The 21,056-nt window shown below is 68.6% G+C and carries 17 protein-coding genes; 9 read left to right on the forward strand and 8 right to left on the reverse strand.

Annotated elements, in window-relative coordinates:
* Positions 1–55: 55 nt before the first annotated feature.
* The gene (locus ACFOPH_RS09435; protein ID WP_312553893.1) at positions 56–535 is read left to right on the forward strand and encodes a (2Fe-2S)-binding protein; all 480 of its coding nucleotides are present in this window, start codon (positions 56–58) and stop codon (positions 533–535) included.
* The gene (locus tag ACFOPH_RS09440; RefSeq protein ID WP_379734907.1) at positions 532–2,766 is read left to right on the forward strand and encodes a xanthine dehydrogenase family protein molybdopterin-binding subunit; all 2,235 of its coding nucleotides are present in this window, start codon (positions 532–534) and stop codon (positions 2,764–2,766) included. The genes ACFOPH_RS09435 and ACFOPH_RS09440 overlap by 4 nt, the downstream gene beginning before the upstream one ends.
* Positions 2,767–2,994: 228 nt before the next feature.
* On the opposite strand, the gene ACFOPH_RS09445 is transcribed toward ACFOPH_RS09440, so the two are convergent.
* The 5 genes from ACFOPH_RS09445 to ACFOPH_RS09465 are packed head-to-tail and all read right to left on the reverse strand — an operon-like array spanning position 2,995 to position 8,291.
* Positions 2,995–3,339 carry a hypothetical protein gene (locus ACFOPH_RS09445; protein WP_312550293.1) on the reverse strand — a complete coding sequence of 115 codons (345 nt, stop codon included), beginning with the start codon at positions 3,337–3,339 and terminating at the stop codon, positions 2,995–2,997.
* A 57-nt stretch (positions 3,340–3,396) separates the two neighbouring features.
* The gene (locus ACFOPH_RS09450; protein WP_379737893.1) at positions 3,397–3,825 is read right to left on the reverse strand and encodes a RidA family protein; all 429 of its coding nucleotides are present in this window, start codon (positions 3,823–3,825) and stop codon (positions 3,397–3,399) included.
* Positions 3,826–3,833: 8 nt separating this feature from the next.
* Positions 3,834–5,024 carry an acyl-CoA dehydrogenase family protein gene (locus ACFOPH_RS09455; RefSeq protein WP_379734909.1) on the reverse strand — a complete coding sequence of 397 codons (1,191 nt, stop codon included), beginning with the start codon at positions 5,022–5,024 and terminating at the stop codon, positions 3,834–3,836.
* Position 5,025: 1 nt separating this feature from the next.
* Positions 5,026–5,880 carry an enoyl-CoA hydratase family protein gene (locus ACFOPH_RS09460; RefSeq protein WP_312550295.1) on the reverse strand — a complete coding sequence of 285 codons (855 nt, stop codon included), beginning with the start codon at positions 5,878–5,880 and terminating at the stop codon, positions 5,026–5,028.
* A 20-nt stretch (positions 5,881–5,900) separates the two neighbouring features.
* Positions 5,901–8,291, reverse strand: a complete 2,391-nt coding sequence (locus ACFOPH_RS09465; protein ID WP_379734911.1) for a bifunctional salicylyl-CoA 5-hydroxylase/oxidoreductase — start codon at positions 8,289–8,291, stop codon at positions 5,901–5,903.
* Between the two features lie 228 nt (positions 8,292–8,519).
* Here ACFOPH_RS09465 and ACFOPH_RS09470 point away from each other — a divergent pair, with 228 nt between their 5' ends.
* From ACFOPH_RS09470 to ACFOPH_RS09480, 3 genes are all read left to right on the forward strand, one after another.
* The gene (locus tag ACFOPH_RS09470; protein ID WP_379734913.1) at positions 8,520–9,674 is read left to right on the forward strand and encodes a pyridoxal phosphate-dependent aminotransferase; all 1,155 of its coding nucleotides are present in this window, start codon (positions 8,520–8,522) and stop codon (positions 9,672–9,674) included.
* Positions 9,671–11,902, forward strand: a complete 2,232-nt coding sequence (locus ACFOPH_RS09475; RefSeq protein ID WP_312550298.1) for a hybrid sensor histidine kinase/response regulator — start codon at positions 9,671–9,673, stop codon at positions 11,900–11,902. The genes ACFOPH_RS09470 and ACFOPH_RS09475 overlap by 4 nt, the downstream gene beginning before the upstream one ends.
* Before the next feature lie 136 nt (positions 11,903–12,038).
* Positions 12,039–13,670: a Na+/H+ antiporter gene (locus tag ACFOPH_RS09480; RefSeq protein ID WP_312550299.1), complete on the forward strand. Its 1,632-nt coding sequence runs from the start codon at positions 12,039–12,041 to the stop codon at positions 13,668–13,670.
* A gap of 52 nt (positions 13,671–13,722) precedes the next feature.
* Here the strand turns inward: ACFOPH_RS09480 and ACFOPH_RS09485 are convergent, their stop codons facing one another.
* On the reverse strand, positions 13,723–14,922 hold the full coding sequence (locus tag ACFOPH_RS09485; RefSeq protein ID WP_379734916.1) for a type II toxin-antitoxin system HipA family toxin: 1,200 nt from the start codon (positions 14,920–14,922) through the stop codon (positions 13,723–13,725).
* A 43-nt stretch (positions 14,923–14,965) separates the two neighbouring features.
* Complete coding sequence (locus ACFOPH_RS09490; protein ID WP_312550301.1) at positions 14,966–15,307, reverse strand: helix-turn-helix domain-containing protein; 342 nt, start codon at positions 15,305–15,307, stop codon at positions 14,966–14,968.
* Positions 15,308–15,560: 253 nt separating this feature from the next.
* Between ACFOPH_RS09490 and ACFOPH_RS09495 the strand changes: the two genes are divergently transcribed.
* Complete coding sequence (locus ACFOPH_RS09495; protein WP_379734919.1) at positions 15,561–16,700, forward strand: DNA topoisomerase IB; 1,140 nt, start codon at positions 15,561–15,563, stop codon at positions 16,698–16,700.
* A 33-nt stretch (positions 16,701–16,733) separates the two neighbouring features.
* Complete coding sequence (locus tag ACFOPH_RS09500) at positions 16,734–17,822, forward strand: L-dopachrome tautomerase-related protein (protein WP_379734921.1); 1,089 nt, start codon at positions 16,734–16,736, stop codon at positions 17,820–17,822.
* A 29-nt stretch (positions 17,823–17,851) separates the two neighbouring features.
* Here the strand turns inward: ACFOPH_RS09500 and ACFOPH_RS09505 are convergent, their stop codons facing one another.
* Complete coding sequence (locus tag ACFOPH_RS09505; RefSeq protein WP_379734923.1) at positions 17,852–18,271, reverse strand: DUF4019 domain-containing protein; 420 nt, start codon at positions 18,269–18,271, stop codon at positions 17,852–17,854.
* A 138-nt stretch (positions 18,272–18,409) separates the two neighbouring features.
* On the opposite strand from ACFOPH_RS09505, the gene ppk1 reads away from it, so the two are divergent.
* Together ppk1 and ACFOPH_RS09515 are read left to right on the forward strand one after the other, a co-directional pair.
* Positions 18,410–20,587 (forward strand): polyphosphate kinase 1, encoded by a 2,178-nt coding sequence (gene ppk1, locus ACFOPH_RS09510; RefSeq protein WP_312550305.1) that lies wholly within the window; start codon positions 18,410–18,412, stop codon positions 20,585–20,587.
* Complete coding sequence (locus ACFOPH_RS09515; RefSeq protein ID WP_312550306.1) at positions 20,538–21,005, forward strand: SixA phosphatase family protein; 468 nt, start codon at positions 20,538–20,540, stop codon at positions 21,003–21,005. Before ppk1 ends, ACFOPH_RS09515 begins: the two co-directional genes overlap by 50 nt.
* Positions 21,006–21,056: the final 51 nt, after the last annotated feature.

Below are 21,056 nucleotides of genomic sequence, written 5' to 3' on the forward strand. Positions count from 1 at the left end.
TTATTGCCGGGTTTTGGTAGCATGCTCAAGTTTATTATCAGGCAAGGATGAGCCCATGAGTCAAATTACGCTGAACATCAACGGCAAACGGCAGCAGGTCGATGTCGACGCCGACACCCCGCTGCTGTGGGCCCTGCGCGATTCGCTCGGCCTGGTCGGCGCCAAGTATGGCTGCGGCGCCGGGATGTGCGGCGCCTGCACCGTCCACATCGACGGCGTGCCGACCCGCTCCTGCCTGACGCCGGTCTCCAGCCTCGGCAACCAGAAGATCGTCACCATCGAGGGCCTGGACAAGCACCACCAGCACCCGCTGCAGCAGGCCTGGCAGGAACTCGACGTGCCGCAGTGCGGCTACTGCCAGTCGGGCCAGATCATGAGCGCCTGCGCCCTGCTGAAGCAGCATCCGAAACCGACCGATGCCCAGGTCGACGAGGCCATGGCCGGCAACCTGTGCCGCTGCGCCACCTACACCCGCATCCGCGCCGGCATCCACCGCGCCGCCGAGATCGCCGCCAACGGAAAGGGCAAGAAATGAGCGCCCCGGTTTCCGCTTCGCGCCGCCGCTTCCTGCGCACCGGCGCCATGGGCGCGGGCGCCCTCGTGATCGGCATGGGCGCCGGCGGCGCGCTCGCCGCGCCCGCCTCCGCCCCGGCCGCCGCCGACGCCTTTACGCCGAACGTCTTCATCCGTATCGACCGCAAGGGCATCGTCACCCTGGTGTCGAAACAGCCGGAAATCGGCCAGGGCATCAAGACCTCGCTGCCGATGGTGATTGCCGAAGAACTCGAGATCGACTGGAAGGACGTGCGCATTGTCCAGGGCGACCTGAATCCGGCCTACGGCAGCCAGGGCGCGGGCGGCTCGACCTCGACCCCGACCAATTACGAAAACTTCCACCGCCTGGGCGCCGCCGCGCGCACCGTCCTGGTGCAGGCAGCGGCCCAGACCTGGGGCGTCCCGGTGTCCGAATGCGGCGCGGCCCACGGCGCGGTCGTGCATGGCCCCTCGAAACGCAAGCTCGGCTATGGCGCCCTGGTGCCGCTGGCCGCCACCCTGCCGGTGCCGGATGCGGCCACGGTCCAGCTGAAGGACCCGGCGACCTACAAGCTGCTGGGCACCCGCATCGGCGGCGTCGACAATGCGGCGATCGTCAGCGGCAAGCCCCTGTTCGGCATCGATATCCAGTTGCCCGGCATGCTGTACGCGGTCTACGCGAAATGCCCGGTATTCGGCGGCAAGCCCGTCAACGCCAACCTGGACGCGATCAAGGCCATGTCCGGCGTGAAGGATGCCTTCATCGTCGAGGGCACCGACAACCTGAACGGCCTGCGCCCGGGCGTGGCGATCGTCGCCACCTCGACCTGGGCCGCCTTCAAGGCGCGCCGCGCGCTGGAAGTGAAGTGGGACGAAGGCGTCGGCGCGAACCACAGCTGGGCGGACTTCGCGGCCCAGGCCAAGGCGGCCGCCGGCAAGCCGGGCACGACCACGCTGCGCAAGGACGGCGACGTGGCGCAGGCATTCGCCGGCGCCGCGAAAACGGTCGAAGCGAGCTACAGCTACCCCTTCATCTCGCACGCCAGCATGGAGCCGCAGAACTGCACCGCCTGGTTCAAGCAGGACGGCACGCTGGAGCTGTGGGCGCCGACCCAGAACCCCGGTTCCGGCCAGGCCCTGGTGACCACGACCTTCGGCATTCCGAAGGAAAAGATCACGCTGCACATCATCCGCAGCGGCGGCGGCTTCGGCCGGCGCTTAAGTTCCGACTTCATCGTCGAAGCCACCGCGATTGCGCAGAAAGCCGGCGCGCCGGTCAAGCTGACCTGGACCCGCGAGGACGACCTGCAGCACGACCATTTCCGACCGGGCGGCTTCCACCACCTGCGCGGCGGAGTCGACGCCAATGGCAAGCTGGTCGGCTGGCACAACCACTTCGTCACCTTCGCCAACCGCGTCGAACGCGAGGGCAAGTCGATCCTGCAGCCGGGCAGCGGCGGCAGCCTGTCCGGCGACGAGTTCCCGGGCCGCTGGCTGGGCAACTGCCTGCTGGAACAGACCGCGCTCGAATGCCGCATCCCGATGGGACCGTGGCGCGCGCCGGGCAGCAGCGTGTTCTCCTGGGTCTTCCACAGCTTCATCGACGAGCTGGCCCATGCGGCCGGCCGCGATCCGGTCGCGTTCCGTCTCGAACTGCTGGGCGACAAGGACATCGTGCCGGGCACCGGCGAGCGCGGCCAACCCTACAGCGTATCGCGCATGCGCAACGTGCTGAAAGCCGTGGCCGAGAAGGCGGACTGGGGCAAGCGCAAGTTCGGCCCCGGCCAGGGCGCGGGTGTCGCCTTCCACTTCAGCCACCGCGGCTACGTGGCCGAAGTGGCCGAGGTGACGGTGTCCAAGGAAGGCCAGCTGAAGGTCGACCGCGTGGTGGTGGTAAGCGACATCGGCGCCCAGATCGTCAACCTGAGCGGCGCCGAGAACCAGGTGCAGGGTTCGGTGATCGACGGCCTGTCGACCTTGATGCTCCCGGAGCTGAACATCGACAAGGGCCGCGTCGTGCAGAGCAACTTCCACGACTACCAGCTGCTGCGCATGCCGGACACGCCCACGAAGATCGACATCCACTTCCTGAAGACGGACTACCCGGTGACGGGCCTGGGCGAACCGGTCCTGCCGCCGCTGGCGCCGGCCGTCTGCAATGCGATTTTCGCGGCGACCGGCAAGCGCGTGCGTGAGCTGCCGCTAAGCAAGACGGATCTGAGCTGGAGCTAATATAGCGTAGGGTGGGCGCCCCGTGCCCACGCGTGACGTCTGCATCATGTTGGCGTCATCAAGCCCCGTGCCCACGCGTGACGTCCGCGTCATGTTGGCTTCCATGAAGCTCCCCGTGCCCACGAGTGAAGCCTGCCTCGTACTGGCGGCCATGAAGCGCTGCGTCGACGCATCGTTCACGCGTAGGCACGGGGCGCCCACCCTACGTCCCTTCCGCTCGCTTCAACGTTATGCCATCCCGCTGCGCCGGGCCGCGGCGTGCGCCGGGTCGTTGTCCTTGGCACCGTGGTGCTCGAGGATCGCCGCGGCACGCTCCAACTGGGCGGCGTTCGCCGCGGTGACGGTGATGACGCACTTGCTGATCTCCAACCCCGGCGTGTACACGTCCTTGTAGTCGGTGCCGCCCTTCACTGCCGGCGAATCGCCCACCGTGAAATTCGCCTCGGACGGGCCGGCCTCGTCGCCGGTATGGCTGATCTCGATCCCGTTCGCGTCAAATCCCTCCGCCAGCAGCGCCTGGCGCGCGGCCTCGGCGTCTTCGATTTTTTCCACTACACGTACGATCTGGTTCATGGTCGCTCCAATGTTACGTTTAAAACAACCGTACCAGAAACGCCCCCATGACGGCGCTCAGTCGGGCGGGTTGTCAGACGAATTGTCAGGCGAGTTGTCCGGGATCACCGCCGTCACATCGATCTCCACCCTCGCCCGGTCCTCCATCAGCGCCGCCACCTGCACCGCGCTCATCGCCGGGTAATGGCGCCCGATCACCTCGCGGTAGGCCGCGCCCAGCGCCGCGCCGGCGCCCAGGTATTCGCGCTTGTCGAGCACGTACCAGGTCATGCGCACGATATGCCCGGGTCCGGCGCCGGCCTCGGCCAGCACGGCGACGATGTTCGCCAACGCCTGGCGCGTCTGGGCGACGAAGTCGTCCGAATGGAAGCGTCCTTCGGCGTCCCAGCCGACCATGCCGCTGACGTGCACCTGCAAGCCGCGCGCCGCCACGCCGTTGGCGTAGCCCTTCGGGCGCGGCCAGCCGGGCGGCTGCAACACCTGCATCAGTTCGCTCATGCCCGCCCCCGCGCCGCCTGGGCGGCGGCATGGTCGGCCAGCAGTTCGCGCGCGATGATCAGCTGCTGCACTTCGCTGGCGCCCTCGTAGATGCGCAGCGCCCGGATCTCGCGGTAGAGCGTTTCCACCGGCTGGCCGCTGACCACGCCCAGGCCGCCGAACATCTGCAGCGCGGCGTCGATCACGGCTTGCGCGTTCTCGGTGGCGGTGAGCTTGGCCATGGCTGCCGCACGCGTGACGCGCCGTCCCTGGTCGCGCTCCCAGGCGGCGCGGTAGGTCAGCAGGGCCGCGGCGTCGATCCTGGTCGCCATTTCGGCCAGTTTGGCCTGGGTGATCTGGAAGTCGGCCAGGGTCTTGCCGAACATGCGGCGCGAGGCTGCCCGCTCGAGCGCCTCGTCCAGGGCGCGCCGTGCGAAACCGAGCGCGGCGGCCGCGACCGAGGTGCGGAACACGTCGAGGGTGGCCATCGCCACCTTGAAGCCCTGCCCGCCCGCGCCGATGCGGGCCGACGCCGGAATCTGGCAATGCTCGAAACGCAGGCGCGCCAGCGGATGCGGGGCGATCACCTCGATGCGCTCGGCGACCGTGAGGCCCGGCGTATCGGCGTCGACGATGAAGGCCGAGATGCCGCGCGCGCCGTCCGCCTCGCCGCTGCGGCCGAACACCACGTAGAAGTCGGCGATGCCGCCGTTCGAAATCCAGGTCTTCTCGCCGTCCAGCACATACTGGTCGCCGTCGAGGCGCGCGGCGCAGGCCATGGCCGCCACGTCCGAGCCGGCCTCGGGTTCGGACAGCGCGAAGGCGGCGATCGCCCGGCCGGCCGCCACCCGCGGCAGGTAGCGCAGCTTCTGTTCCTCGCTGCCGAACAGGGCGATGGCGCCGCTGCCCAGGCCCTGCATGGCAAAGGCGAAGTCGGCCAGGCCCGCGTGGCGCGCCAGGGTCTCGCGGATCAGGCAGATGGCGCGCGTATCGATGGCGTCGCGCGTGCCGCCGTAGTCGCGCCCGCCGACCGCGTGGCGCAGCCAGCCGCCCGCGCCCAGTTGCGCGACCAGCGTGCGGCAGGCGTGGTCGACATCCGCGCCATGCGCGGCGGACAAGTGTTGCGTGGCCCAGGCGTCGAGCTCGCGCGCCAGCGCGCCGTGGCGCGGCTCGAAAAACGGCCAGTCCAGGTAAGCCGTGTCGCTCATCTCAGTCCCCCTCGAAACGCGGCTGTTCGCGCGCGACGAACGCGTGATAGGCGCGGTGGAAATCGTTGGTCGCCATGCAGATCGCCTGGGCTTGCGCTTCGGCCTCGATCGCTTCGTCCACGCCCATGTTCCATTCCTGCTGCAGCATTTTCTTGGTCATGCCGTGGGCGAAGGTCGGGCCGGCCGCGAGCGCGGCGGCGAAGGCCTGGGCTTCGGGCAGCAGGTCATGCGGCGCGCACAAGCGGTTCAGGAAGCCCCAGCGCTCGGCTTCCTCGCCGCCCATGCCGCGCCCGGTGTACAGCAGCTCGGCCGCCCTGCCCTGGCCGATCACGCGCGGCAGCAGTGCGCAGGCTCCCATGTCGCAGCCGGCCAGGCCGACGCGCGCGAACAGGAAAGCGGTCTTGCTGCGGGCGGTGCCGTAGCGGATGTCCGAACCCAGGGCCAGCATGGCCCCGGCGCCGGCGCAGACGCCGTCGATCGCGGCCACGATGGGCTGCGGGCAGGCGCGCATCGCCTTCACCACGTCGCCGGTCAGGCGGGTAAAGGCCAGCAGGCCCGGCATGTCGAGCCGGGTCAAGGGCCCGATGATCTCGTGGACGTCGCCGCCCGAGCAGAAATTCTCGCCGCTGCCGGCCAGCACCACGGCCTGGATGTCGTCGGCGCGGGCGAACGCGCGGAACAGCTCGCGCAGCTCGGCGTAGGAATCGAAGGTCAGCGGATTCTTGCGTTCGGGGCGGTTCAGGGTCAGCGTGGCGACGCCGTTCTCGACCTCGAACAGGAAGTGCTGGGCGGGATAGCCTGCCAGGCTGCCGCGGTGGCCGGGCAGCGCGTGCGGCTCGCCCTTCAGGTATCGCATGGTGTACTCCAGGTTGGGATTCAGATGTCAGGGACCGGTGCGGCGCGCGGCGCGAGGGCCGCGGCCTGCTGGCGCTCCCGCTCCAGGTTGCGCTCGAGCTGGGCCTTGCCGGCGCGGTACTGCCTGGGCCAGGCGGCGCCCGTGTAGCCGATGCGCGCGGCCTCGGCCAGGGTCCAGGCGGGGTTGGCCAGGTGCGGGCGCGCCACCGCGCACAGGTCGGCCCGGCCCGAGGCGATGATGCCGTTGGCGTGGTCGGCCTCGTAGATGGCGCCGACCGCGATGGTCGGAATGTGCGCCTCGTTGCGGATGCGGTCGGCGAACGGCGCCTGGTACATACGCCCGTACTGCGGGCTTTCGTCGCGGCTGACCTGGCCCGACGAGCAGTCGATCATGTCGGCGCCGGCGTCGCGGAACAGGCGCGCGACGACGACCGCGTCGTCGGGCGTCAGGCCGCCCGGGGTCCAGTCGTGGGCCGAGATGCGCACGCTGATCGGCAGCTGGCGCGGCCACACCGCGCGCAACGCCGCGAACACTTCGAGCGGGAAGCGGCAGCGGTTCTCGATGCTGCCGCCGTAGTCGTCCTGGCGGCGGTTGGTCAGCGGCGAGATGAAGCTCGACAACAGGTAGCCGTGGGCGCAATGCAGTTCCAGCCAGTCGAAGCCGGCCTCGCGCGCCGCCATCGCCGCGCGCACGAAGTCGGCGCGGATGCGCACCATGTCGATCCGGCTGGCCTCGCGCGCCCACTGCGACACGCCTGCGATGTACTGCTGGTGCGAGGCGGCCACCAGCGGCCAGCTGCCGGACTCGAGCGGCAGGTCGATGCCGTCCCAGGCGCGCCGGGTCGAGCCCTTGGCGCCGGCGTGGCCCAGCTGGACGCCGATCTTCGCGTCGCTGTTGGCGTGCACGAAGTCGACGATGCGGCGCCAGGCCAGCGTGTGCACCGGCGAATACAGGCCCGGACAGCCGGGCGTGATGCGGGCCTCGGCCGAGACGCAGGTCATTTCCGCCATCACCAGCGCGGCGCCGCCGAGGGCGCGCGCGCCCAGGTGCATCAGGTGGTAGTCGCCGACCGTGCCGTCGACGGCCGAGTACTGCGCCATCGGCGAGACGACGATGCGGTTCTTCAGCGTGACCCCGCGCACCCGGTAGGGCGTGAACATCGGCGGCGGCGCCGGTTCCGCAGACGGTGCAGCAACAGGCAGGCTCACCCCGGCCTGGACGCAGGCGCGTTCGGCCAGCCAGCGCTCGAAGCCGGCGACGTAGGCCGGGTCGCGCAGGCGCAGGTTCTCGTGCGAGAGGCGCTGGCTGCGCGTGAGCAGCGAATAGGCGAACTGCTCGGCTTCCATGGCGCTGTAGCGCTCGACGTTCTCGAACCATTCCATCGAGTTGCGCGCGGCGCTTTGCAGTTTCAGCACTTCGAGCGCGCGCGCCTCGCGGTAGCCGGCCAGCACCTCGGGCAGTTCGGCGACGCCGCGCCCGCTGCAGCGGCGCGCCAGCTCGATCGCGTCTTCCAGCGCCAGCTTGGTGCCGGAGCCGATCGAGAAGTGGGCGCTGTGGGCGGCGTCGCCGAGCAGGACCAGCGGCACGCGGCAGCCGTCGACCTGTTCCCAGTGCACCCATTCGCGGCAGACGATGCGCGGAAAGCGCGTCCACATGCCTGAACCGCGCACGTGGCCGGCGGCCGCCATCAGCGGATGGCCGTCGAGGTGGCGCGCGAACAGGCGCTCGCAGAAGGCCAGCGTGTCCTCGACCCCGAGGTCCTCCAGCCCGCTGGCGCGCCATGTCTCGTCCGGCGTCTCGACGATGAAGGTCGAGGTCTCGCCGTCGTACTGGTAGGCGTGCGCCTGGAACCAGCCGTGCGGCGTATGCTCGAACGCGAACGTGAAGGCGTCGAACTTTTTCGTGGTGCCCAGCCACACGAAGCGGCAGTGGCGCTGCTCGACCTGCGGCTGGTAGACGGCCGCGTGGCGCGTGCGGATGCGGCTGTGGATGCCGTCGGCGGCCAGCACCAGGTCGGCCCGGTGGCGCCGCGCCAGTTCCAGTTCGTCCATGACCGGGCTGTCGAACAGCAGCCGCACGCCGAGCTCCTCGCAGCGCGCCTGCAGGATGGCCAGCAGGCGCTTGCGCGCGATGCCGCAGAATCCGTGGCCGCCGGAGACGATGGCGCGGCCCCTGAAATGGATGGCAATGTCGTCCCAGTGGTTGAAGGCGTTCAGGATGGCGCGGGCGGTGGGCGGATCGGCCGCCTCCAGGTTGCCCAGCGTCTGGTCCGAAAACACCACGCCCCAGCCGAAGGTGTCGTCACGGCCGTTGCGTTCGACCACCGTCACCTCGTGCGCAGGATCGTCCTGCTTGAGCAGCAGTGCGGCATACAGGCCGGCCGGTCCCCCTCCCACGCACACGATCTTCATTGCGGCTCCGGTTGTCTTTTCTACAGCATATTAGATGAGCAAATAGTTTAGATGTCAAATACTTCCACCGCATTGCAGGCTTCCATACACGGTTCGCTACCCGGTGTTGACCTGGCAGTTCGATTGGCTGTCGTGCGCGCCTCAGAATTTAGTACAATCAAGAAATTGTTGTGCCGGGCCGACACACATGAGACACAGTTGCAACCGATAACCACCTCGATAAAAACGATGAAGATCTCACAACGGATTGCCAATTCACGGCCCCTGGCGACCACCGCCATGCACGGCCGCGTCGAAACCATGCGGAACGAAGGCCGGGAAGTGATCGACTTCTCGATCGCGATCTCGCACTTCCCGGCCCCACCCACCGTGCTCGACGCCGTCGGCGCGGCGGTGGAACAGGTCCGCACCATGCCGTATACCAGCGTCGTCGGCGCGCTTGACGTGCGCGAGCGCCTGTGCGCCAAGCTGCGCAAGGAAAACGGCGTCGAGGCGCATGCCGACGAAGTCATCGTCACCAACGGCGCCAAGCAGGCCCTGTACGAGGCCCTGTACGCGATGAGCGACCCGGGCGACAGCGTGCTGATCTTCAAGCCGCACTGGCCGGCCTACGTCGCCACCTGCCAGCTGCTGGGCCTGCGCCCGATTCTGGTCGACCTGCCGGCAGAGATCACGCCCGAGATCCTGGCGACCTGCGAGCCGGCGCGCATCGTCATCATCAACAACCCGCACAACCCGAGCGGCAAGGTCTACACCCGCGCCGAACTGGAGCACATCCGCGACTGGGTCGCGTCGACCGGCGCCCAGGTGATCGTCGACGAAAGCTACGAGCACCTCTCCTTCGACCCGGTCCACACCAGCCTGGCCGCCCTGTGCGACTGGCGCACGCTGGGCGTGGTGACCATCTTCTCGGCCTCGCAGAGCTACGCCATGATGGGCTGGCGCATCGGCTTCGCGCTGGCCCCGGCGCCCCTGGTCGGCGCCATGCAGACCCTGCAGGGCCCGATCACGGCCGCCGCCTCGCACCTGTCCCAGGTCGCCACCGTGGCCGCCTTCGAGGCCGGCGTGCAGCAGCACATGATCGACGAGTACCGCGAACGCCGCGACATGGTGGTGCGCCGCTTCGCGGAGGTACCGTGGATCGTCATGGACAGCCCCGATTCCGGTCCCTACCTGTGGGGCGACGTCCGCGCCCTCACCCATGACACGGTGGCGTTCGCGGAAGCCCTGATCGAGGAAGAGAAGGTCGCGATCATGCCGGGCGACGCGCTCGGCGTGCCCGGCTACATCCGCATCGGCTACATTTGCGACGACGTCGCCACGCTGATGGAAGGCGTGCGCCGCGTGATCGCGTTCGGCGACAGGTTCGCGGCACGAAAATGAACCGGCCTGGCCTCTTCCGCCTCAACAGCCTGCGCAGCAGGCTGATGCTGCTGGTCGCGCTGGCGATCCTGCCGCTGGCCATGATGACCATCGTCGGCGGCATCCGCGAGCGCGAGCAGGCGGTCCATGCCTCGGAGGAAAACCTGCGGCGCCTGACCAACCTGGCCGCCGCCAACGAAGCGCAATCGATCGAGCGCGCGCGCCAGATCCTGGTCGACCTGGCCAGCGTGCCCGACCTGCTCGGGCCCACCAGCGGCTGCAACGCCCTGCTGGCGGACGTGCTCGACCGTAACGAAGGCTACGTCAACTTCGGCCTGATCCAGCTGAACGGCGAGATCAGCTGCAGCGCGGTGCCGATGCTGCACCCGGTGAACCTGGGCGACCGCAGCCACTTCAAGCGCGCGATTGCCGAGCGCCGCTTCATCGCCGGCGACTACGTGTTCGGCCGCGTGATCCGGCGCCACACCATCAACCTCACCTATCCCGTGATCGACCGCAGCGGCACCGTGGTCGCGGTGGTGTTCGCGGCGATGGACCTGGCCGGCCTGGACACCTTCGTCAACGACATCAACCTGCCGCCCGGCTCGGTGCTGGTCACGACCGACGCCAACGGCACGATCATCTCGCGCCGTCCGGACCCCGAGCGCTGGTTCGGCACCCGGGTATCCGGCCGCATGCGCGACGCCATGCACGGCGCCGGCCGGCGCGCGCTGGTGATCCGCGACGACGACGGCGTCGAGCGCCTGCACACCTTCGCCCGCGTGGGCGGACCGGCCCTCACCGACTACACGGTGACGATCGGGATTCCGACCGAGACCGTGACCGCCGGCGCGCGCCGCGCCCAGCTGATGTCGCTGGTCGGCCTGGCCGCGACCACCATGCTGGCCCTGCTGGCCGCCTGGCTCGCCGGCGACGTGCTGATCGTGCAGCGCGTGCGCAAACTGAAGGACACCGCCACCCGCATCGCCGCCGGCGACCTCGACGCCCGTTCCGGCATCGCCTACGAGCGAGAGGAAATCGGCCAGCTGGCCGAGGCGCTGGACGAGATGGCGGCCACGCTGCAGAAGAAGGAAGCGGCGCGCAGTTTGGCCGAGCGCGAGCTGCGCGCGGCGGACCAGCGCAAGGACGAGTTCCTGGCGATGCTGGCGCACGAGCTGCGCAACCCGCTGGCGCCGATCAGCACCGGCGCGCACCTGCTGAAATTGCTCCACTCCGACAACGCCCAGATCACCCAGACCTGCGCCATCATCGCGCGCCAGGTCGAGCACATGACCGGCCTGGTCGACGACCTGCTCGACGTCTCGCGCGTCACGCGCGGCCTGGTCTCGCTCTCGACCCAGGTGCTGGACCTGCGCAAGGTGGTGGACGACGCCGCCGAACAGATCCGGCCGCTGATCTCGACCCGTCGCCACACGGTGGTGCTCGACCTGCCGCACGAGGCGGCCAGCGTCAAGGGCGACCACAAGCGCCTGGTGCAGGTGGTGGCCAACCTGCTGAACAACGCGAACAAATACACGCCCGAAGGCGGCCGCATCGAGCTGCGCCTGGGCCAGGACGGCCCCGACTACGTGCTGACCGTGCACGACGACGGCATCGGCATGGAGCCGCAGCTCGTCGCCCGCGTGTTCGACCTGTTCACCCAGGCCGAGCGCACGCCCGACCGTTCCCAGGGCGGCCTGGGCCTGGGCCTGGCGCTGGCCAAGAGCCTGGTCGAGCTGCACGGCGGCACCGTCAAGGCCGAGAGCGCGGGCCTGGGCAAGGGCAGCACCTTCACCGTGCGCCTGCCGCGCCACACCCAGGAAATGCCGCTGACCGTGGCCCAGACCCGCGGCCAGGCCAAGGCCGCGACGCCGCTCAAGGTGCTGCTGGTGGATGACAACCTGGACGCCGTCCATACCCTGCAGCTGTTCCTGGGCGCGGCCGGCCACACCGTGGAGATCGCCTACTGCGCCGCCGACGCCGTCGACGTGGCGCGCGTGTTCTCGCCCGACGTCTGCCTGCTCGACATCGGCCTGCCCGACTTCGACGGCAACGAACTGGCGCGCCGCCTGCGCCGCATGCCGCAATCGACCGGCGCCACCCTGATCGCCATGACCGGCTATGGCCGCCAGCAGGACCGCGACGCCGCGCAGGCGGCCGGGTTCGACCACTACATGGTCAAGCCCGTCAATACGGTCGAGCTGTCCGACCTGCTGGCCGAGGCGGCGGCCCAGCACCAGCCGCGCTAGCCGGCGCAGGTTTTTACGCTGCCCGCCGCCTGCCTGAGCGCCTTTTCGCGGCCAGGCAGGCGGCACATCCTGCGGTGCGCGCTGCATGGCAGACCGACAATGCCGTATCATCGAGCCTCGACAACAAGGAGGTTCGATGGATTCGGTAGGTGTAGTGCTGGCGATGCTGCTGGCGGTAATCGGTAGCGGCTACCTGGTGCGCATGCTGCCTTTCGGGGTGCCGCTGCCGCTGGTGCAGATCGGTCTCGGCGCCGTGATCTCGGGCGTGTTCGGCCACGGCGTGATCCTCGACCCGGAAATCTTCTTCCTCCTGTTCCTGCCGCCGCTGCTGTTCCTGGACGGCTGGCGCATTCCCAAGATCGGCCTGTTCCGCGACAAGGGCACCATCCTCGAACTGGCCCTGGGCCTGGTGGTGTTCACCGTGGTCGGCGCCGGCTTCCTGATCCACTGGCTGGTGCCGGCCATTCCGCTGGCGGTCGCCTTTGCCCTGGCCGCCATCGTGGCGCCGACCGATCCGGTCGCCGTCTCGGCCATCACCGCGCGCATCCACGTGCCGCACCGCCTGATGCACATCCTCGAAGGCGAGTCGCTGCTGAACGACGCCAGCGGCCTGGTGTGCTTCCGCTTCGCGGTGGCCGCCGCCATGACCGGCGCCTTCTCGCTGGCCTCGGCCTCGGTCACCTTCCTGTGGGTGGCGCTGGCCGGCATCGCCTGCGGCGTGGCGATCACGGTCGTGGTCTCGTTCGTGCAGCGCGTGGTCGGCCAGCGCTTCGGCGAAGAACCCGGCTCGCCGATCCTGGTCAACCTGCTGCTGCCCTTCGGCGCCTACCTCGTCGCCGAGCACCTGGAGGCCTCGGGCATCCTGGCCGCGGTCGCCGCCGGCGTCACGATGAGCTACGTCGAACTGTCCGGCCGCGCGCTGGCCACCACCCGCATCCGCCGCACCGTGGTCTGGGACACGGTGCAGTTCTCGCTGAACGGCGTGATGTTCGTGCTGCTGGGCGAGCAGCTGCCCGAGATCATCGCGCGCGCCCTGCGCTACGCCGGCCCGGAAGCGGCGCTGACCCCTTTGACACTGTTCGGCATCGCCCTCCTGATCAGCCTGGCGCTGATCCTGCTGCGCCTGGTCTGGGTCTGGGTCTCGCTGCGCCTGACCCTGCTGAACGCCCGCCTGCAGGGCCAGAAAGTCTACACGCCGAACTTCCGCCTGGTGCTGGCCACTTCGCTGGCCGGCGTGCGCGGCGCCATCACCATGGCCGGCGTGCTGACTCTGCCGCTGGCGCTACCTAGCGGCGCGCCCTTCCCGGCGCGCGACCTGGTGATCTTCTTCGCCAGCGCGGTGATCATCGTCTCGCTGGTCGTCGCCAGCGTCGGCCTGCCGCGCGTGCTGCGCGGCCTCGAGGTGCCGGAGGAAACCACCGAAGCCGCCCAGGAAGACCTGGCGCGCCACAACGCGGCGATCGCGGCCATCGCGGCCATCGAGCGCGTCGGCCATGCCCACCTGGGCGAGAGCGAACACGCCGACATCCACGCCAGCGCGGTCGACCATGTGCGCGGCGTGTACGAGCACCGGCTGGGTGGCACGACCGGGGCGAACGAACCGTCGCGCATCCGGGTGGCCGAGCAGGCCGAGAAGGAATACCGGCTGGCGGCGCTGCAGGCGGAGCGCGAGGCGATCCTGGAACTGACGCATCAGCGCAAGGTGTCGGATGATATTGCGAGGAAGTTGTTGAGGGAGATAGATTTGGTGGAGGCGCGGTATCGGTAATCGACGCCGCGATAAAACTGCGGACCTGACCGCGCCGCGTCCGAAGGTCCGTCTACCCGCGCCTACGCAAAAGAGAAAGGTTCTGCTGCAAACGCTGCGCCAGCATCTCGCGCCACCGCGGGTCCAGGTGCAGCGCGGCCTCGTCGAAGCTGCCCGCCACACGCACGAGGAATGCGTCGAGCCACGCTCCTGCCGCTTCCCGGTTGTCGAAGCCGAACCGGTGTGCATCGGCCAGCAGCGCATCGCGCGCGATGTCGAAGCGACCGCTGGAAAGCTGCATGGCCAGGTAAGGCGGCGTGTCGACCGGATTCGGCACCACATCGAAGGCCGGCGCCAGCCGCCAGCGCCCGGCCGCGGCATCGAACACGACCGCATGGTTGCGCGGATGGTCGTCATCGTTGCCGCAGACCGCGTTGAACACCATGCGGCCGAACAGCTCGCGGCGGTCCTCCGCCGGCGCACCGATCCGGCGCAGCTCTTCGGCCAGGCGCGGATAGCTCCAGCGGTCATTCGACAGCTTGCCCGGGTATTCGGCCTGCAACAAGGTGGCGGCGCTGACGCACATCGCGCGCCGTTCGCGGTTGCGGTCGAAGCGCCGTACGCGTAGCGCGCTGTGTCCGCTGTTGCTCCCGGTGCCGGACGGATGCAGGACCGTGGCCGCAAAGCGCAGCCCGCTCAAGGCGCCCCAGCGCTGGGCGGCATGCTCCAGGCTTGGAATATCGGCCACATCGCTGGCAAGGGCGGGCTTGAGCAGCCAGTAGTCGCCCTGCTCGTCCTGCAACGTCGCCTTGGGCCGGGCGCCACCGACGCTGGCGGTTTGCACCAGGCGCCGGCGCAACTGCGCATGGACCGGCGGCTGCTGCGCATTCAGGGCGGCCAGCTCTTCGATCACCTTGTGAAGTTGCGGCAGCCTGGGCGTGGCCAGCGCCGCTACCGATGGCTTGGGACGCGCGCCGACAGCGATGGCGCCCCAGCGATCGGCGTTGCTTGCCAATACCAGGAAGCGCGCCGGTGGCGTGTGCTGGGGCAGGTTGTGCTCCCGGCGCAGCAAGGCCTGGCCCCAACCATCCGGACAGGCGTCGCGCAGGATATCGTGCAGGCCGCCATAGCGCGGCGCGGCAAACTCGACATCGGGCTGGAAGGGCAAGTTCACCGGATCGATCGACCAGCTCAAGCCGGCGTCGGCGTAACTCGGCGCATACCGGAAATAGCCGCTGCCCGCGGCGCCGGCCTGGTAGCGTCCGACCGTCACCCACTCTTCCGTGTCCGGGCGTTGGAGATAGACAAACAAAGGTTTAGAAGTAATCAACACTTGTTTGAATCTCATCTTGTCGGTTGCGTACGCGCCGGCTTGCGCCGGCACCCGCATCGAGCCAGAAAACCGGATCCATGGCGGGCGCCGCCGAGTCGATGACGCCCAGTATCAGCAGCGCCGTCATGTAGATACCCGCACCGGCACCGGGATCGCCCTGCTCGAGACGGCGCAGGGTCGCCTGCGAAACACCCATCCGCTCGCATAAATCTGCGGACTTGATCCGCTGGCGCAGGCGCTGCGTTCGAATGCAGCGGCCCCAGAGGTTCAGGCGCTCCGCCACCAGGGTCGGCAAAGACTGTTTGTCCAGTAGTTTTTTCGGCATCTCAACCTCTCATAGATAAGCAATTATAGGCGGTATCGGTACTTCCATAATAGGTTTTCCTATATAGAAATCATCATAGAAAAGCGCTTAAGGCATATAAAACGCTATCTTTGATCGATCCTCACGTCCCAACGCGCCTGGGCCGACGATATCGCTCTCCTCCCGGCAGGCGCCTGCGTTATGTCCCGTACAGTGCGCCGATGCGAGAAGCGTAAGATCGATCCGTACGCACCACTCAAGACCGGTATCCACGATGAGCACAGACCAAGCCGCCGAGAACACCCTTCCCCTGGCCGACCCGCCAGCCGCCGCCAAGGCCGCCGGCCTGCGCTACGTCACCGACAGCAAGCCGGGCATCCGGCGCGAAGAGGACGGCGAAGGCTTTCGCTACCTCGACGCCAAGGGCGAGCCGGTCGAGGACGAGGCCACGCTCAAGCGCATCAAGGCGCTCGTCATTCCGCCCGCCTGGATCGACGTCTGGATCTGCTCCCAGGCCAACGGTCACCTGCAGGCGACCGGGCGCGATGCGAAAGGACGCAAGCAGTACCGCTACCACGCCAAGTGGCGCAACGTGCGCGACGAGGTGAAGTACGAGCGCATGATCAACTTCGGCAAGGCCCTGCCCCAGATCCGCGCCGAGGTAGACCGCGCCCTCAAGCTACCCGGCCTGCCGCGCGAAAAGGTGCTGGCGACCATCGTCTACCTGCTGGAGGCGACGATGATGCGCGTCGGTAACGAGGAATATGCGCGCACGAATAAATCCTTCGGCATCACCACCCTGCGCAACCGCCATGTGAAGGTCGACGGCAGCGACGTCGAGTTCCGTTTCCGCGGCAAGAGCGGGGTGTACCACAAGATCCACGTGCACGACCGGCGCCTGGCGCGCATCATCCGCAGTTCGCGCGACCTGCCCGGCCAGGAACTGTTCCAGTACGTCGACGAGGATGGCGACACCCACAGCATCGATTCGAGCGACGTCAACGACTACCTGCGCACCATCACCGGCGAGGACTACACGGCCAAGGACTTCCGCACCTGGTCGGGCACGGTGCTGGCCGCCATGGCCCTACAGGAATTCGAGAAGTTCGATTCCGAGACCCAGGCCAAGAAGAACATCGTGCGCGCCATCGAGTCGGTCGCCGAAAAGCTCGGCAACACGCCCTCGGTCTGCCGCAAATGCTATGTGCACCCGGCCGTGCTCGACGCCTATCTCGAAGGCAGCGTGCTCGAAGCCCTGCGCGAGCGCACCGAGCAGCAACTGACCGAGGACCTGCACACCTTGCAGCCCGAGGAAGCGGCGGTGCTGGCCATGCTGCAGCAGCGCCTCGCGCGCGAACAGGAAAACCCGACGCCGCCGGCGTCCAGCCAGCGCAAGCTGCGCAAGGCGGCCTGACCCACACATCGAACACTCCTCGAAAGGCATCCCATGACCGACCAGGCATCCACGCAGGACTTCAAGCAAGGCCGATTCACGATCGAACAGGTGGCCGCGTTCGGCCACCAGGTGACCGGGGTCTCGGTCTCGGAAGACAATCGCATCTTCGTCAACTTCCCGCGCTGGACCGAAGACACGGCGGTGTCGGTGGCCGAGCTGTTGCCGGACGGCGGCCTGAAGCCTTATCCGGACGAGGAATGGAACGCCTGGCGCAACGCGAAGAAGGACGACATCTCGCCCGAAGACCACTGGGTCTGCGTGCAGAGCGTGGTGGCCGACGGGCGCGGCAGCCTGTGGGTGCTGGATCCGGCCGCGCCGGCGCAAAGCCACCTGGTCTCGGGCGGGGCCAAGCTGGTCCAGGTCGACCTGGCGAGCAACAGGGCGGTGCGCACCATCGCGTTCAACGAAGACGCGGCGCCGCAAGGCTCCTACCTGAACGACGTGCGCTTCGCGCCGGACGGCCGCCATGCCTACATTACCGATTCGGGCGTGGTCGGCGCCATCCTGGTCGTCGACCTCGGCAGCGGCAAGGCCGTGCGCGTGCTCGACGGCGACCCGTCGACCCAGATGAAGAAGGGCTTGAACGCGAAGGCGGACGGCAAGGAGCTGCGCCGCCCGGACGGCCGCGGCGTCGAGTTCTCGGCCGACGGCATCGAACTCTCGGGCGACGGCCAGTACCTGTACTGGCAGGCGATCAAGGGCGACACCCTGTACCGCATTCCCACCAGGGTGCTGGTCGGTGCCGGGATGCGCGGCGAGGACGTGTCGGGCAGCGTCGAGCCTTATGGCCTGAACGAGGTGGCGGACGGCCTCCTGATCCCGCGCGGAACGAACGTCATGCTGCTCACCTCGGTCGAAGTCGATTCGGTGCGGGCGCGCGACCTCGACGCCGGCGCGCAGGCCCCGATCCGCACGCTGGTGCAGGACAAGCGCCTGCGCTGGCCGGACACCTTCGCCCAGGGCCCGGACGGCACGGTGTACGTGACCACCTCGCACATCCAGGACTCGAGCTTCTTCAAACCCGACGCCCCGGCGGCGCTGCCGACCCAGCTGTGGAGGCTGAAGCCGAGCGGCGCCTGAAGGTCGACGGCCAGGCTTGCAGCCAGACGTCAGCGGATCAGGTAGGTCGTCACCTTCCAGCTGCCGTCAGGCAGGCGCATCGGCACGACGGTTTCGGTCATGCCGGCGCGGTTGGCGAAGTCGGTGGCGTACTGGATCACGACGTACTCGCCGTCGGGCACGCCCGGCAGGCTCTTGGTGAAGGTGGCCGAGGTCTGCTTGCGCGACTTGACCGCGCCGAGCGGCGCGCGCGCCTGGGTGCCGACCTGGTTCCAGGTGTCGCGCGTGATCGCGGACTGCATGACCGGCGCGCCCTGGTCCCAGGCCTCGGCGGTCTTGCCCGCGTCCATCACGGCCAGCCAGCGCGTGGCCGCTTCAGTGGCGGGGGCGACCTGCGGCGCTTCCTGGGCGTGCAGGACGGGCGCCGCGAGGGCGGCGGCGGAAAACACGAATGCGGCGATGGCTTTCAAGACAATCTCCTTGTAGTGGCTTTGCAGGAATTGCAAGGACGAGGATACCAGAAGCCGATGGCCGCACCCGACAGCCGGTAATCGCCCTGTCATATTCGACAACTAGACTGACGCCTTCGACAGACTCCGTGCCCGCACATGGACAAGAAGGTGCAATCCGATCCGCCGGCCCAGCTCGCCCCCGAGCGCGCGGCCCCATTCCTGAACCGCGAACTGTCGCTGCTCGAGTTCAACCGCCGCGTACTGGCCCAGGCCGAGGACGAGCGGGTTCCGCTATTGGAGCGGCTGCGCTTCCTGTGCATCGTCAGCAGCAATCTCGACGAATTCTTCGAGGTGCGCGTGGCCAGCCTGCTGGCCGCCCACCAGCTCGAGAACGGGCCGGACGGCATCCCCGACGGCCTCGGCACCACGCTTGGCGCCGCGAGCGACGAATGCCGGCGCCTGATCGCGCGCCAGTACGCGCTGCTGAACGAGACCATCCTGCCGCGGCTGGCGCAGCACGGCATCCGCCTGCTGCGCCGGGGCGACCGCAATGCCGCCCAGCGCGCCTGGGTCAAGCAGTTTTTCGACCGCGAGGTGCGGCCCCTGCTGACGCCGGTCGGCCTCGATCCGGCCCATCCCTTCCCGCGCGTCATCAACAAGAGCCTGAACTTCATCGTCGAACTGAGCGGCAAGGACGCTTTCGGGCGCGGCACCGGCATCGCCATCATGAAGGCGCCGCGCGTGCTGCCGCGCGTGATCCGCCTGCCCGACGAATTGTCGGACACGCCCGGGATTTCCTATTGCCTGCTGTCGTCCGTGATCCAGGCCCACCTGCCGGACCTGTTCACCGGGCGCGAGGTGCTTGCCTGCTCGCAGTTCCGCGTCACCCGCAACAGCGACCTCTGGGTCGACGAGGAGGAGGTCAAGAACCTGCGCCAGGCCCTGCAGAGCGAGCTGCACAGCCGCCAGTACGGCTTCGCCGTGCGCCTGGAAGTGGGCCGCAACTGTCCGGCCCACCTGTCCGACTTCCTGCTCGAGCAGTTCGGCATCGACCGAAGCCGCCTGTTCCAGGTCGACGGCCCGGTCAACATGGGACGCCTGCTCGAAGTCGTCAACAACGACGGCCGCGCCGAACTGAAATTCCCGCCCTTCGCGCCCGGCTATCCGGCGCGCCTGGCCGGACACGACATCTTCAGCGCCATTGCGCGCCAGGACCTGCTGCTGCACCACCCCTTCCAGTCCTTCCAGCCGGTGATCGACTTCATCCAGGCCGCCGCCAGCGACCCGGCGGTGGTGGCGATCAAGCAGACGATCTACCGCGCCGGCATGAATTCCGAGCTGATGGAGGCGCTGATCGGCGCCGCCCGCCGCGGCAAGGAGGTCACCGTGATCGTCGAACTGATGGCGCGCTTCGACGAGGAGGCCAACATCAACTGGGCCGAGCGGCTCGAGCACGCGGGCGCCCAGGTGGTGTACGGTGTGGTCGGCCTGAAGACCCACGCCAAGATGGCGCTGGTGCTGCGCCGCGAACCGACGGGCCTGAAACGCTACGCCCACCTCGGCACCGGCAACTACAACCCGACCACGGCGCGCTTCTATTCCGACTTCGGCCTGTTGACGGCGGACCCGGACCTGAGCGCCGACGTCAACGAAGTCTTCATCCACCTGACCAGCCTGACCCGGCCCAAGCAGCTTGCCAGCATCTGGCTGGCGCCCTTCTCGCTGCAGATGGAAATCGTGCGCGCGATCCGCCACGAGGCGGCACTCGCGCGCGAAGGCACGCCGGCGCGCATCATCGCCAAGATGAATTCGCTGACCGACGAGACCGTGATCCGCGCGCTCTACGAGGCCTCCTGCGACGGCGTGCGGATCGACCTGATCGTGCGCGGCGCCTGCGCGCTGCGTCCCGGCGTGCCGGGGCTGTCCGCGAACATCCGGGTGCGCTCGATCGTCGGGCGCTTCCTGGAGCACACCCGGATCTACTACTTCCGCAACAACCTGAAGCACGACGTCTACCTCGGCAGCGCGGACTGGATGAACCGCAACCTGCTGCGCCGGGTCGAAGTGGCATTCCCGGTGCGCGCGCCGGCCCTCAAGAAGCGGGTGCTGCGCGAAGGCCTGCACCCCTACCTGAAGGACAATACCAGCGCCTGGGAGCTCGGCAGCGACGGCCACTACCGGCGCCGCAAGCCGCGATCCGGCCAGCGTCCCTGCAATGCCCAGCAACTGTTGATGGACCTGCTCGGCGCCGCCGCGCCGGCCGAATCCGACAAGGAGAAAAAACATGGAACTGATCCTGTGGCGCCACGCCGAGGCCGAGGCCGGCGAACCTGACGCCCAGCGGGCACTGAGCGCCAAGGGCATCCGCCACGCCGCGCGCATGGGCGCCTGGCTCGACCGCCAGCTGCCCGAAGGCTGCCGCATCTTCGTCAGCCCGACCGTGCGCTGCATCCAGACCGCGGATGCGCTCGGACGACGCTACACCATCCACGAGGCGCTCGGCCCCGATTCCACGGTCGAGGCGATGCTGGACGCCTGCGGCTGGCCGCACCACCGCTTCCCCGCCCTGCTGGTCGGCCACCAGCCGCGGCTGGGCGAGACGGCATCCACCATCCTGGCTGGCGCGGCCCAGCCATGGAAGATCCGCAAGGGCAACGTACTGTGGATTCGCGGCGCCGAGCCGGAACCCGGCGGCGACCCGGCCTTCATCAAGCTGGCGGTCGGGCCGGAGCTGGTGGGCAAGCTGCGCTGAGCGGGCCAGATTTTGTAGGGTGGGCACTCGTACCCACGTGTCATGGCACCG

Origin of the sequence: Massilia haematophila (assembly GCF_042647645.1) — a bacterium.
Classification (GTDB): domain Bacteria; phylum Pseudomonadota; class Gammaproteobacteria; order Burkholderiales; family Burkholderiaceae_D; genus Telluria; species Telluria haematophila.

What these genes read in the sequence shown, in the direction of transcription:
- ACFOPH_RS09465 (WP_379734911.1), bottom strand. Translation starts at nt 8,291, where the DNA reads ATGAAGATCGTGTGCGTGGGAGGGGGACCGGCCGGCCTGTATGCCGCA.
- ACFOPH_RS09445 (WP_312550293.1), bottom strand. Translation starts at nt 3,339, where the DNA reads ATGAACCAGATCGTACGTGTAGTGGAAAAAATCGAAGACGCCGAGGCC.
- ACFOPH_RS09455 (WP_379734909.1), bottom strand. Translation starts at nt 5,024, where the DNA reads ATGAGCGACACGGCTTACCTGGACTGGCCGTTTTTCGAGCCGCGCCAC.
- ppk1 (WP_312550305.1), top strand. Translation starts at nt 18,410, where the DNA reads ATGGACAAGAAGGTGCAATCCGATCCGCCGGCCCAGCTCGCCCCCGAG.
- ACFOPH_RS09495 (WP_379734919.1), top strand. Translation starts at nt 15,561, where the DNA reads ATGAGCACAGACCAAGCCGCCGAGAACACCCTTCCCCTGGCCGACCCG.
- ACFOPH_RS09440 (WP_379734907.1), top strand. Translation starts at nt 532, where the DNA reads ATGAGCGCCCCGGTTTCCGCTTCGCGCCGCCGCTTCCTGCGCACCGGC.
- ACFOPH_RS09515 (WP_312550306.1), top strand. Translation starts at nt 20,538, where the DNA reads ATGGAACTGATCCTGTGGCGCCACGCCGAGGCCGAGGCCGGCGAACCT.
- ACFOPH_RS09435 (WP_312553893.1), top strand. Translation starts at nt 56, where the DNA reads ATGAGTCAAATTACGCTGAACATCAACGGCAAACGGCAGCAGGTCGAT.
- ACFOPH_RS09470 (WP_379734913.1), top strand. Translation starts at nt 8,520, where the DNA reads ATGAAGATCTCACAACGGATTGCCAATTCACGGCCCCTGGCGACCACC.
- ACFOPH_RS09460 (WP_312550295.1), bottom strand. Translation starts at nt 5,880, where the DNA reads ATGCGATACCTGAAGGGCGAGCCGCACGCGCTGCCCGGCCACCGCGGC.
- ACFOPH_RS09450 (WP_379737893.1), bottom strand. Translation starts at nt 3,825, where the DNA reads ATGCAGGTGTTGCAGCCGCCCGGCTGGCCGCGCCCGAAGGGCTACGCC.
- ACFOPH_RS09480 (WP_312550299.1), top strand. Translation starts at nt 12,039, where the DNA reads ATGGATTCGGTAGGTGTAGTGCTGGCGATGCTGCTGGCGGTAATCGGT.
- ACFOPH_RS09475 (WP_312550298.1), top strand. Translation starts at nt 9,671, where the DNA reads ATGAACCGGCCTGGCCTCTTCCGCCTCAACAGCCTGCGCAGCAGGCTG.
- ACFOPH_RS09490 (WP_312550301.1), bottom strand. Translation starts at nt 15,307, where the DNA reads ATGCCGAAAAAACTACTGGACAAACAGTCTTTGCCGACCCTGGTGGCG.
- ACFOPH_RS09500 (WP_379734921.1), top strand. Translation starts at nt 16,734, where the DNA reads ATGACCGACCAGGCATCCACGCAGGACTTCAAGCAAGGCCGATTCACG.